Below are 8,965 nucleotides of genomic sequence, written 5' to 3'. Positions count from 1 at the left end.
CAAAATCATCGAGTAATTCTCTTTTATAGAGTCTGCTTGATGAAGTGAAAAAGCCCCCGCTCAGCGGGGGCTTTTTTATTGGGTTGACACCTATCTGGGGCGTCTATAGAATTGCGCCTCCTTTTAACGGGCGTATTGCGCCCGGTGGGAATAGCAGCCGGAGTCTGAAATCCAATGCAAAATCAGCAAATCCGTATCAGGTTGAAGGCTTTCGACCATCGCCTGATCGACCAATCAACCCAGGAAATCGTGGAAACCGCGAAACGTACTGGTGCTCAAGTGCGTGGTCCAATTCCACTGCCTACCCGTAAAGAGCGGTTCACCGTTCTGGTTTCCCCGCACGTCAACAAAGACGCGCGTGACCAGTACGAAATCCGCACTCATAAGCGCGTTCTGGACATCGTCCAGCCAACGGATAAAACCGTTGATGCTCTTATGAAGCTTGATCTTGCGGCCGGTGTGGAAGTGCAGATCAGCCTCGGCTAAGACTCGGTCTTGGTCGTGTAACGCTCTGAAATGGGCGGCCATAGCGGGTGAAAGCCCCGTACACTCATGAGGTTTACAACATGACTATTGGTGTAGTCGGTCGTAAATGCGGTATGACCCGTATTTTCACCGAAGAAGGTGTCTCCATTCCGGTCACGGTCATTGAGATCGAGCCGAATCGCGTCACCCAGTTCAAAACTGAAGAGACCGATGGCTATCGTGCAGTGCAAGTCACTGTCGGCGAGCGTCGTGCTTCGCGTGTAACAGCAGCTCAAGCTGGTCACTTCGCTAAAGCGAACGTTGCCGCTGGTCGCACCACCATGGAATTCCGTCTTGAAGAAGGCGAGTACCAGGCTGGCGATCTGATCAACGCTGAAATCTTCGCCGCTGGTCAACTGGTTGATGTAACCGGTCAGTCCAAGGGTAAAGGCTTCCAGGGTACGATCAAGCGTTGGAATTTCCGCGGGCAAGATAACACCCACGGTAACTCCGTATCCCACCGCGTCCCAGGCTCTATCGGCCAGTGCCAGACTCCTGGTCGTGTATTCAAGGGCAAAAAAATGTCCGGTCATATGGGCGCTGAGCGCGTGACCGTGCAGTCCCTGGAAGTAGTGCGCGTGGACGCTGAACGCAATCTGTTGTTGGTCAAGGGCGCTGTTCCTGGCGCTACTGGCGGCAACCTGGTTGTACGTCCAGCAGCCAAGGCTCGCGGTTAAGGGGAAGCTGACATGCAATTAAATGTAAATGACGCTCAAGCGATCGAAGTTTCCGAACTGACATTTGGCGGCGAGTTCAACGAGACGCTGGTTCACCAAGCAGTCGTGGCCTACATGGCCGGCGGCCGTCAAGGTAGCAAGCAGCAAAAGACCCGTTCCGACGTTCGTGGTGGCGGTAAGCGCCCATGGCGTCAGAAAGGTACTGGCCGTGCTCGTGCCGGTACTATCCGTAGCCCAATCTGGCGTGGCGGCGGTACCACTTTCGCAGCTCGTCCACAGGATCACTCCCAGAAGCTGAACAAGAAGATGTATCGCGCAGCAATGCGTTCCATCCTTGCTGAGCTGGTGCGTACTGATCGTCTGGTCGTGGTTCAGGATTTCGCTGTTGAAACTCCGAAAACCAAAGATCTGCTGGGCAAGCTGAACAACATGAGCCTGACCGATGTTCTCATCGTGTCGGACGCTGTTGATCAGAACCTGTACCTGGCTGCTCGTAACCTGCCACACGTAGATGTACGTGACGTGCAAGGTTCCGATCCAGTTAGTCTGATCGCATACGACAAGGTGTTGATCACCGTGTCGGCCGTGAAGAAATTCGAGGAGCTGCTGGGATGAACCAGGAACGCGTATTTAAAGTTCTGCTTGGCCCGCACGTTTCCGAGAAGGCTACGGTTCTGGCAGACAAGAAAGGCCAGTTCGTTTTCAAGGTTGCTACTGATGCAACCAAGCTGGAAATCAAGAAGGCCGTCGAAAGCCTGTTCAGCGTGAAAGTAGAGCGCGTCACTACCCTGAACGTTCTGGGTAAGAGCAAGCGCACTGCTCGCGGTCTGGGCAAGCGTAATGACTGGAAGAAGGCAGTTATCTCCCTTCAGCCAGGCCAAGATCTCGATTTCAGCAGCAGTGCTGAGTAAGGAAGGGGTGCATCATGGCAATCGTTAAATGCAAACCGACTTCCCCTGGCCGCCGTTTTGTGGTCAAGGTGGTCAACCAGGAGCTGCATAAAGGCGCTCCTCACGCACCGCTGCTCGAGAAAAAATCGAAGACTGGTGGTCGTAACAACAATGGCCGTATTACCACTCGTCACATCGGTGGTGGTCATAAGCAGCATTACCGTATGGTCGATTTCCGTCGCAACGACAAAGATGGCATCGTCGCCACTGTCGAGCGTATCGAATACGATCCAAACCGTACTGCTCACATTGCACTGCTCTGCTACGCAGACGGCGAGCGTCGCTACATCATCGCCCCTAAAGGCGTGAGTGCTGGCGACCAGCTGATCGCAGGCGCTCTGGCTCCAATCAAGCCAGGCAACGCTCTGCAACTGCGCAACATTCCAGTCGGTTCTACCGTACACGGCATCGAACTGAAGCCAGGTAAAGGCGCACAGATCGCTCGTTCCGCTGGTGCTTCGGCTCAGCTGATCGCTCGTGAAGGCGTGTACGTTACCCTGCGTCTGCGTTCCGGTGAAATGCGTAAAGTCCTGGCTGAATGTCGTGCGACCCTGGGCGAAGTCTCGAACTCCGAGCATAGCCTGCGTTCGCTGGGTAAAGCTGGTGCCAAACGCTGGCGTGGCGTTCGCCCAACCGTTCGTGGTGTTGCCATGAACCCGGTTGACCACCCACATGGTGGTGGTGAAGGTCGTACCTCTGGTGGTCGTCATCCGGTATCGCCATGGGGCTTCCCGACTAAGGGCGCGAAGACTCGTGGTAATAAGCGTACCGACAAAATGATCGTCCGTCGTCGCAAGTAAATAGAGGGATACGACAGTGCCACGTTCTCTGAAAAAAGGTCCTTTTATTGATCTTCACCTACTGAAGAAGATCGAAGTGGCGGCGGAAAAGAACGATCGCAAACCAATTAAGACTTGGTCGCGTCGTTCGATGATCCTGCCACAAATGGTCGGTCTGACCATCGCAGTACACAACGGCCGTCAGCACGTCCCAGTTCTCGTGAACGAAGACATGGTTGGCCATAAACTGGGCGAGTTCGCCGGTACCCGCACTTATCGTGGGCACGTGGCTGACAAGAAAGCCAAGCGTTAAGGGGTAAGGAAATGGAAGTAGCCGCTAAGTTGTCGGGCGCTCGAATCTCCGCCCAGAAAGCCCGCTTGGTCGCCGACCAGATCCGCGGGAAGAAGGTGGGCGAAGCGCTCAACCTGTTGGCTTTCAGCAGTAAGAAAGCCGCCGAGATCATGAAGAAAGTGCTGGAGTCGGCCGTAGCCAACGCCGAGCATAACGAAGGCGCAGACGTTGATGACCTGAAGGTCAGCACCGTTTTCGTCAACGAAGGGCGTTCGCTGAAGCGCATCATGCCACGTGCCAAAGGCCGTGCTGATCGCATCGTCAAGCGGTCTTGCCATATCACTGTCAAGGTTGCTGACAAGTAACGGAGTCGAAGAGATGGGTCAGAAAGTACATCCCATTGGCATTCGCCTGGGAATCGTCAAGGAGCACACCTCCGTCTGGTACGCAGACGGTCGGACTTATGCGGACTACTTGTTCGCAGATCTGAAAGTGCGTGAGTATCTCCAAGACAAACTAAAAAGCGCGTCCGTAAGCCGTATCGATATCCATCGTCCGGCCCAAACTGCACGCATCACCATCCACACCGCTCGTCCAGGTATCGTTATCGGGAAGAAAGGTGAAGATGTTGAGAAACTGCGTCAGGACCTGACCAAGCAAATGGGTGTGCCTGTGCACATCAATATCGAAGAGATCCGCAAGCCGGAGCTCGACGGTATGCTGGTTGCGCAGAGCGTAGCTCAGCAGCTGGAGCGTCGTGTAATGTTCCGTCGCGCTATGAAGCGCGCAGTACAGAACGCCATGCGCATTGGTGCCAAAGGCATCAAAATCCAAGTGAGCGGTCGTCTCGGCGGTGCTGAAATCGCACGTACTGAATGGTATCGCGAAGGTCGTGTGCCACTGCACACCCTGCGTGCCGACATCGACTATGCCAACTACGAAGCTCACACCACCTACGGTGTGATCGGTGTAAAGGTTTGGATCTTCAAAGGCGAAGTAATTGGTGGTCGCCAAGAAGAGCTGAAACCACAAGCACCAGCGCCTCGTAAAAAAGCTGCTAAGTAAGGGGTACGCCAAATGTTGCAACCAAAGCGTACGAAGTTCCGCAAGCAGATGACCGGCCACAACCGTGGTCTGGCACTGCGCGGTAGCAAAGTCAGCTTCGGCGAGTTCGCGCTGAAGTCTGTTGCTCGTGGTCGTCTCACCGCTCGTCAGATCGAGTCAGCGCGTCGTGCTCTGACCCGTCACGTAAAACGTGGTGGCAAGATCTGGATCCGTGTATTCCCGGACAAGCCGATCTCCAAGAAACCTCTCGAGGTTCGTATGGGTAAAGGTAAGGGTAACGTGGAGTACTGGGTTGCCCAGATTCAGCCAGGCAAAGTCCTGTATGAAATCGAGGGTGTTTCTGAAGAGCTGGCGCGTGAGGCTTTCGCCCTGGCTGCTGCAAAGCTGCCGCTCGCCACCTCCTTTGTTAAACGGACGGTGATGTGATGAAAGCGAATGAACTTCGTGAAAAATCCGCACAGCAGCTGAACGAGCAACTGCTCGGCTTGCTGCGCGACCAGTTCAATCTGCGTATGCAGAAAGCAACTGGCCAGTTGGGGCAGTCTCATCTGCTCTCGCAAGTTAAGCGTGACATCGCTCGCGTGAAGACTGTGCTCAACCAGCAGGCAGGTAAGTGATCATGGCTGAAGCCGAAAAAACTGTCCGTACGCTGACTGGCCGTGTTGTCAGCGACAAGATGGACAAAACCATCACCGTTCTGATCGAGCGTCGCGTTAAGCACCCGATCTACGGTAAATACGTTAAGCGTTCGACTAAGCTGCACGCGCACGACGAAACCAATCAGTGCCACATCGGCGACAAAGTCACTATTCGTGAAACTCGTCCGATGGCCAAGACCAAGTCTTGGGCGCTGGTTGATGTTCTCGAACGCGCTGTGGAAGTCTAAGGGCTAGGGGTCGGAGAAATTATATGATTCAGACTCAATCCATGCTCGATGTGGCCGATAACAGCGGCGCTCGCCGCGTTATGTGCATCAAGGTGCTGGGTGGCTCCCATCGTCGTTACGCTGGTATCGGTGACATCATCAAAGTTACCGTCAAGGAAGCAATTCCTCGCGGTAAAGTGAAAAAAGGCCAAGTGATGACTGCTGTTGTAGTCCGCACTCGTCACGGCGTACGTCGTGCTGATGGCTCCATTATCCGCTTTGATGGCAACGCTGCTGTTCTTCTGAACAACAAGCAAGAGCCGATCGGCACCCGTATCTTTGGGCCAGTGACCCGTGAACTTCGTACTGAGAAGTTCATGAAGATCGTCTCGCTCGCCCCAGAAGTGCTGTAAGGAGATCCGACATGCAAAAGATTCGTCGTGACGACGAGATCATCGTGATCGCCGGCAAAGACAAAGGTAAGCGCGGTAAGGTGCTGAAGGTTCTTGCTGACAACCGTCTGGTTGTTGGTGGTCTGAACCTGGTCAAGCGTCATACCAAGCCTAACCCGATGTCGGGCGTACAGGGCGGTATCGTCGAGAAAGAAGCGCCACTGCACGCTTCCAACGTCGCCATCTTCAACGGCGAAACCAACAAGGCTGACCGCGTTGGTTTCAAAGTAGAAGACGGTAAGAAAATTCGTGTCTTCAAGTCGACCCAAAAAGCGGTTGATGCTTGAACACTGCTAGGTAGAAGACCATGGCACGACTAAAAGAGATTTACCGGAAGGAAATCGCTCCGAAACTTAAGGAAGAACTTAAGCTTTCGAACGTGATGGAAGTTCCGCGCGTTACCAAAATCACCCTGAACATGGGTCTGGGCGAAGCGATCGGCGACAAAAAAGTCATCGAGCACGCTGTTGCTGACCTGGAAAAGATCACCGGCCAAAAAGTCGTTGTGACCTACGCTCGTAAATCCATTGCTGGCTTTAAAGTCCGTGAAGGATGGCCGATCGGCGTCAAAGTGACTCTGCGCCGTGAGCGTATGTACGAGTTCCTGGATCGTCTGCTGTCGATCTCCCTGCCTCGGGTTCGCGACTTCCGCGGCCTGAATGCCAAGTCCTTCGATGGTCGTGGCAACTACAGCATGGGCGTGAAAGAGCAGATCATTTTCCCGGAAATCGACTACGACAAGATCGATGCTCTCCGCGGTCTGGACATTACCCTGACCACCACTGCCAAGAACGATGATGAAGGCCGCGCTCTGCTGCGTGCTTTCAAATTCCCGTTCCGCAACTGATTGGAGTAGGAAAATGGCCAAGAAGAGCATGAAAAACCGTGAGCTGAAGCGTCAGCTCACTGTTGCCAAGTACGCCACCAAGCGTGCAGCGCTGAAAGCTATCATCGTTGATCTGAACGCAAGTCCAGAAGCGCGTTGGGAAGCTACCGTAGCTCTGCAGAAGCAACCACGTGACGCAAGCGCTTCGCGCATGCGTAACCGTTGCCGCCTGACTGGTCGTCCGCACGGCGTTTACCGCAAGTTCGGCCTGGGCCGTAACAAACTGCGTGAAGCGGCAATGCGTGGTGACGTTCCAGGTCTGGTTAAAGCCAGCTGGTAATCGCTGTCAAAGCCTTGATGGTCGGGTTCGCAAGAACCTGACCATCGGTGGCCTTGAATCTGAATCAAGCCCCTTTTGGGGCTTGATTCATTTCTGGGGTGTGTCTAGAATGACCGGCTCGCCTGAGCCCGTGTTTTTCATGCCCGGAGTTTCTCGGCGACATGTAGTAGCCGCAAGGCTAATTTTTCTGTATTAGGAGCGTCTAGCCCATGAGTATGCAGGACCCGTTAGCGGACATGCTAACTCGAATCCGTAATGCCCAGATGGCTGAAAAGTCTGTCGTAAGCATGCCGTCTTCCACGTTGAAGGTGGCTGTAGCAAAAGTCCTGAAGGACGAAGGTTACATCGCGGATTTTCAGATCACCACCGACGCTAAGCCGTCGTTGTCCATCTCGCTGAAATACTTCGAAGGCCGTCCGGTCATCGAGGAAGTGAAGCGCGTTAGTCGTCCAGGCCTGCGTCAGTACAAGTCCGTTGAAGATCTGCCGAAAGTTCGTGGCGGTCTTGGCGTGTCTATCGTCTCCACCAACAAAGGTGTGATGACGGATCGTGCTGCGCGCGCTGCCGGTGTCGGCGGCGAAGTTCTTTGCACTGTGTTCTAAGGGGGGATAAGCATGTCTCGCGTCGCTAAGAACCCCGTTAAGCTGCCAGCCGGTGTCGAAGTAAAATTCGCAGGCCAACAGCTTTCGGTGAAGGGTGCCAAGGGTACTCTTGAACTGAACATCCATTCGTCCGTTGAGATCGTTGAAGAAGCTGGTGAGCTGCGTTTCGCTGCTCGCAATGGCGATCAACAGACTCGCGCAATGGCCGGTACCACGCGTGCGTTGGTAAACAACATGGTCCAAGGCGTAAGCCAAGGCTTCGAGCGCAAGCTCCAGCTGGTCGGTGTTGGTTACAAAGCGCAAGCAAAAGGTCAGGTGCTGAACCTGGCTCTTGGCTTCTCGCACCCAGTGGATTACGAACTGCCGCAAGGCATCACCGCTGAGACTCCTAGCCAGACCGATATCCTGATCAAGGGCATCGATAAACAGCTGGTAGGTCAAGTGGCCGCTGAGATCCGCGACTTCCGTCCACCAGAGCCGTACAAAGGCAAAGGTGTGCGCTACGCGGACGAAGTCGTCCGTCGTAAAGAAGCCAAGAAGAAGTAGGGCATAGCAAATGACCGACAAAAAAGTTACTCGACTGCGTCGCGCTCGCAAAGCACGCCTGAAAATGCACGAACTCGAAGTCGTGCGTCTCTGCGTGTTCCGCTCGTCGCAGCACATCTACGCCCAGGTCATCTCGGCCGACGGCAACAAAGTCCTGGCAAGCGCCTCGACTTTGGATAAAGAACTGCGTGATGGCGCCACTGGCAACATCGACGCGGCCACAAAGGTTGGCCAGCTGGTCGCTACGCGTGCTAAGGCCGCTGGCGTCTCGCAAGTGGCTTTCGACCGCTCTGGCTTCAAGTACCATGGCCGCGTTAAAGCGCTGGCTGATGCTGCTCGTGAAGCTGGGCTGGAGTTCTAAGTTATGTCAAATAACGACCAAAAGCGCGACGAAGGCTACATTGAGAAGCTGGTTCAAGTTAACCGCGTAGCCAAAACCGTTAAAGGCGGCCGTATCTTCACTTTCACCGCGTTGACCGTGGTTGGTGATGGTAAAGGGCGTGTTGGCTTCGGCCGTGGCAAGTCGCGTGAAGTGCCTGCTGCGATCCAGAAGGCAATGGAAGCTGCTCGCCGCAACATGATTCAAGTTGACCTGAACGGCACTACCCTGCAGTACGCAATGAAGTCCGCTCACGGCGCTTCGAAGGTGTACATGCAGCCTGCTTCTGAAGGTACCGGTATCATCGCTGGCGGCGCTATGCGTGCTGTCCTCGAAGTTGCTGGCGTTCAGAACGTTCTGGCCAAGTGCTACGGCTCGACTAACCCGGTAAACGTGGTTCACGCCACTTTCAAAGGTCTGAAAGCCATGCAATCTCCTGAGTCCATCGCTGCCAAGCGTGGCCTGACTGTCAAGGAGATCTTCTGATCATGGCTACCGTTAAAGTTACGCTGATCAAAAGCATGACCGGCCGCATCCCTAACCACAAACTGTGCGTTAAGGGTCTGGGTCTGCGTCGCATCGGTCACACTGTAGAAGTCCAGGATACTCCCGAGAATCGCGGGATGATCAACAAGGCTTACTACATGCTGCGTGTCGAGGGTTAATC

The 8,965-nt window shown here is 54.4% G+C and carries 20 protein-coding genes; all 20 read left to right on the top strand.

The annotated features are described in order from the left end of the window. The first annotated feature begins 174 nt into the window (after nt 1–174). The 20 genes from rpsJ to rpmD all read left to right on the top strand — a co-directional run bounded on the left by rpsJ (nt 175) and on the right by rpmD (nt 8,963). Entirely contained in the window at nt 175–486 is a 312-nt protein-coding gene (rpsJ, locus tag V3W27_RS18230; protein ID WP_003186070.1) for a 30S ribosomal protein S10, read from the top strand. A gap of 80 nt (nt 487–566) precedes the next feature. Beyond that, a complete protein-coding gene (gene rplC / locus V3W27_RS18225) occupies nt 567–1,202 on the top strand; it encodes a 50S ribosomal protein L3 (protein WP_003228738.1) in 636 nt (211 codons plus the stop codon). 12 nt (nt 1,203–1,214) lie between these two features. Further along, complete coding sequence (gene rplD, locus V3W27_RS18220) at nt 1,215–1,817, top strand: 50S ribosomal protein L4 (protein ID WP_003228735.1); 603 nt, start codon at nt 1,215–1,217, stop codon at nt 1,815–1,817. Then, nucleotides 1,814–2,113 (top strand): 50S ribosomal protein L23, encoded by a 300-nt coding sequence (gene rplW / locus V3W27_RS18215; RefSeq protein WP_002555488.1) that lies wholly within the window; start codon nt 1,814–1,816, stop codon nt 2,111–2,113. The genes rplD and rplW overlap by 4 nt, the downstream gene beginning before the upstream one ends. A 14-nt stretch (nt 2,114–2,127) precedes the next feature. After that, nucleotides 2,128–2,952 carry a 50S ribosomal protein L2 gene (gene rplB / locus V3W27_RS18210; protein WP_003228734.1) on the top strand — a complete coding sequence of 275 codons (825 nt, stop codon included), beginning with the start codon at nt 2,128–2,130 and terminating at the stop codon, nt 2,950–2,952. A 16-nt stretch (nt 2,953–2,968) separates the two neighbouring features. Continuing rightward, nucleotides 2,969–3,244: a 30S ribosomal protein S19 gene (rpsS, locus tag V3W27_RS18205; protein ID WP_003228731.1), complete on the top strand. Its 276-nt coding sequence runs from the start codon at nt 2,969–2,971 to the stop codon at nt 3,242–3,244. An 11-nt stretch (nt 3,245–3,255) separates the two neighbouring features. Continuing rightward, nucleotides 3,256–3,588: a 50S ribosomal protein L22 gene (gene rplV, locus V3W27_RS18200; protein WP_003103908.1), complete on the top strand. Its 333-nt coding sequence runs from the start codon at nt 3,256–3,258 to the stop codon at nt 3,586–3,588. Between the two features lie 13 nt (nt 3,589–3,601). Then, nucleotides 3,602–4,288, top strand: a complete 687-nt coding sequence (gene rpsC / locus V3W27_RS18195; protein WP_003176422.1) for a 30S ribosomal protein S3 — start codon at nt 3,602–3,604, stop codon at nt 4,286–4,288. 12 nt (nt 4,289–4,300) lie between these two features. Next, the gene (rplP, locus tag V3W27_RS18190; protein ID WP_003228729.1) at nt 4,301–4,714 is read left to right on the top strand and encodes a 50S ribosomal protein L16; all 414 of its coding nucleotides are present in this window, start codon (nt 4,301–4,303) and stop codon (nt 4,712–4,714) included. Then, the gene (rpmC, locus tag V3W27_RS18185; protein ID WP_002555481.1) at nt 4,714–4,905 is read left to right on the top strand and encodes a 50S ribosomal protein L29; all 192 of its coding nucleotides are present in this window, start codon (nt 4,714–4,716) and stop codon (nt 4,903–4,905) included. Before rplP ends, rpmC begins: the two co-directional genes overlap by 1 nt. 2 nt (nt 4,906–4,907) lie before the next feature. Continuing rightward, entirely contained in the window at nt 4,908–5,174 is a 267-nt protein-coding gene (gene rpsQ, locus V3W27_RS18180; protein WP_003194644.1) for a 30S ribosomal protein S17, read from the top strand. Between the two features lie 23 nt (nt 5,175–5,197). Continuing rightward, a complete protein-coding gene (rplN, locus tag V3W27_RS18175) occupies nt 5,198–5,566 on the top strand; it encodes a 50S ribosomal protein L14 (RefSeq protein WP_002555479.1) in 369 nt (122 codons plus the stop codon). 11 nt (nt 5,567–5,577) lie between these two features. After that, nucleotides 5,578–5,892: a 50S ribosomal protein L24 gene (gene rplX, locus V3W27_RS18170; RefSeq protein ID WP_003186046.1), complete on the top strand. Its 315-nt coding sequence runs from the start codon at nt 5,578–5,580 to the stop codon at nt 5,890–5,892. Between the two features lie 20 nt (nt 5,893–5,912). After that, nucleotides 5,913–6,452 carry a 50S ribosomal protein L5 gene (gene rplE, locus V3W27_RS18165; RefSeq protein ID WP_003210069.1) on the top strand — a complete coding sequence of 180 codons (540 nt, stop codon included), beginning with the start codon at nt 5,913–5,915 and terminating at the stop codon, nt 6,450–6,452. A 13-nt stretch (nt 6,453–6,465) separates the two neighbouring features. After that, nucleotides 6,466–6,771, top strand: coding sequence for a 30S ribosomal protein S14 (gene rpsN, locus V3W27_RS18160; protein WP_003228726.1), 306 nt, complete (start codon nt 6,466–6,468; stop codon nt 6,769–6,771). A 209-nt stretch (nt 6,772–6,980) separates the two neighbouring features. After that, on the top strand, nt 6,981–7,373 hold the full coding sequence (rpsH, locus tag V3W27_RS18155) for a 30S ribosomal protein S8 (protein WP_007966178.1): 393 nt from the start codon (nt 6,981–6,983) through the stop codon (nt 7,371–7,373). Nucleotides 7,374–7,385: 12 nt separating this feature from the next. Beyond that, on the top strand, nt 7,386–7,919 hold the full coding sequence (gene rplF, locus V3W27_RS18150; RefSeq protein ID WP_007966176.1) for a 50S ribosomal protein L6: 534 nt from the start codon (nt 7,386–7,388) through the stop codon (nt 7,917–7,919). Between the two features lie 10 nt (nt 7,920–7,929). Continuing rightward, the gene (rplR, locus tag V3W27_RS18145; RefSeq protein WP_003186037.1) at nt 7,930–8,280 is read left to right on the top strand and encodes a 50S ribosomal protein L18; all 351 of its coding nucleotides are present in this window, start codon (nt 7,930–7,932) and stop codon (nt 8,278–8,280) included. A 3-nt stretch (nt 8,281–8,283) separates the two neighbouring features. Continuing rightward, nucleotides 8,284–8,784 (top strand): 30S ribosomal protein S5, encoded by a 501-nt coding sequence (gene rpsE / locus V3W27_RS18140; RefSeq protein ID WP_003176409.1) that lies wholly within the window; start codon nt 8,284–8,286, stop codon nt 8,782–8,784. A 2-nt stretch (nt 8,785–8,786) separates the two neighbouring features. Next, complete coding sequence (gene rpmD, locus V3W27_RS18135; RefSeq protein WP_003176408.1) at nt 8,787–8,963, top strand: 50S ribosomal protein L30; 177 nt, start codon at nt 8,787–8,789, stop codon at nt 8,961–8,963. Nucleotides 8,964–8,965 lie beyond the last annotated feature (2 nt).

Origin of the sequence: Pseudomonas sp. AM14(2022) (assembly GCF_036346455.1) — a bacterium.
Classification (GTDB): Bacteria; Pseudomonadota; Gammaproteobacteria; order Pseudomonadales; family Pseudomonadaceae; genus Aquipseudomonas; species Aquipseudomonas putida_A.
Note: the sequence above shows the minus strand (reverse complement) of the source record. Positions and strands in the feature narration are given on the sequence as shown.

What these genes read in the sequence shown, in the direction of transcription:
- rpsJ (WP_003186070.1), top strand. Translation starts at nt 175, where the DNA reads ATGCAAAATCAGCAAATCCGTATCAGGTTGAAGGCTTTCGACCATCGC.
- rplC (WP_003228738.1), top strand. Translation starts at nt 567, where the DNA reads ATGACTATTGGTGTAGTCGGTCGTAAATGCGGTATGACCCGTATTTTC.
- rplD (WP_003228735.1), top strand. Translation starts at nt 1,215, where the DNA reads ATGCAATTAAATGTAAATGACGCTCAAGCGATCGAAGTTTCCGAACTG.
- rplW (WP_002555488.1), top strand. Translation starts at nt 1,814, where the DNA reads ATGAACCAGGAACGCGTATTTAAAGTTCTGCTTGGCCCGCACGTTTCC.
- rplB (WP_003228734.1), top strand. Translation starts at nt 2,128, where the DNA reads ATGGCAATCGTTAAATGCAAACCGACTTCCCCTGGCCGCCGTTTTGTG.
- rplV (WP_003103908.1), top strand. Translation starts at nt 3,256, where the DNA reads ATGGAAGTAGCCGCTAAGTTGTCGGGCGCTCGAATCTCCGCCCAGAAA.
- rpsC (WP_003176422.1), top strand. Translation starts at nt 3,602, where the DNA reads ATGGGTCAGAAAGTACATCCCATTGGCATTCGCCTGGGAATCGTCAAG.
- rplP (WP_003228729.1), top strand. Translation starts at nt 4,301, where the DNA reads ATGTTGCAACCAAAGCGTACGAAGTTCCGCAAGCAGATGACCGGCCAC.
- rpmC (WP_002555481.1), top strand. Translation starts at nt 4,714, where the DNA reads ATGAAAGCGAATGAACTTCGTGAAAAATCCGCACAGCAGCTGAACGAG.
- rpsQ (WP_003194644.1), top strand. Translation starts at nt 4,908, where the DNA reads ATGGCTGAAGCCGAAAAAACTGTCCGTACGCTGACTGGCCGTGTTGTC.
- rplN (WP_002555479.1), top strand. Translation starts at nt 5,198, where the DNA reads ATGATTCAGACTCAATCCATGCTCGATGTGGCCGATAACAGCGGCGCT.
- rplX (WP_003186046.1), top strand. Translation starts at nt 5,578, where the DNA reads ATGCAAAAGATTCGTCGTGACGACGAGATCATCGTGATCGCCGGCAAA.
- rplE (WP_003210069.1), top strand. Translation starts at nt 5,913, where the DNA reads ATGGCACGACTAAAAGAGATTTACCGGAAGGAAATCGCTCCGAAACTT.
- rpsN (WP_003228726.1), top strand. Translation starts at nt 6,466, where the DNA reads ATGGCCAAGAAGAGCATGAAAAACCGTGAGCTGAAGCGTCAGCTCACT.
- rpsH (WP_007966178.1), top strand. Translation starts at nt 6,981, where the DNA reads ATGAGTATGCAGGACCCGTTAGCGGACATGCTAACTCGAATCCGTAAT.
- rplF (WP_007966176.1), top strand. Translation starts at nt 7,386, where the DNA reads ATGTCTCGCGTCGCTAAGAACCCCGTTAAGCTGCCAGCCGGTGTCGAA.
- rplR (WP_003186037.1), top strand. Translation starts at nt 7,930, where the DNA reads ATGACCGACAAAAAAGTTACTCGACTGCGTCGCGCTCGCAAAGCACGC.
- rpsE (WP_003176409.1), top strand. Translation starts at nt 8,284, where the DNA reads ATGTCAAATAACGACCAAAAGCGCGACGAAGGCTACATTGAGAAGCTG.
- rpmD (WP_003176408.1), top strand. Translation starts at nt 8,787, where the DNA reads ATGGCTACCGTTAAAGTTACGCTGATCAAAAGCATGACCGGCCGCATC.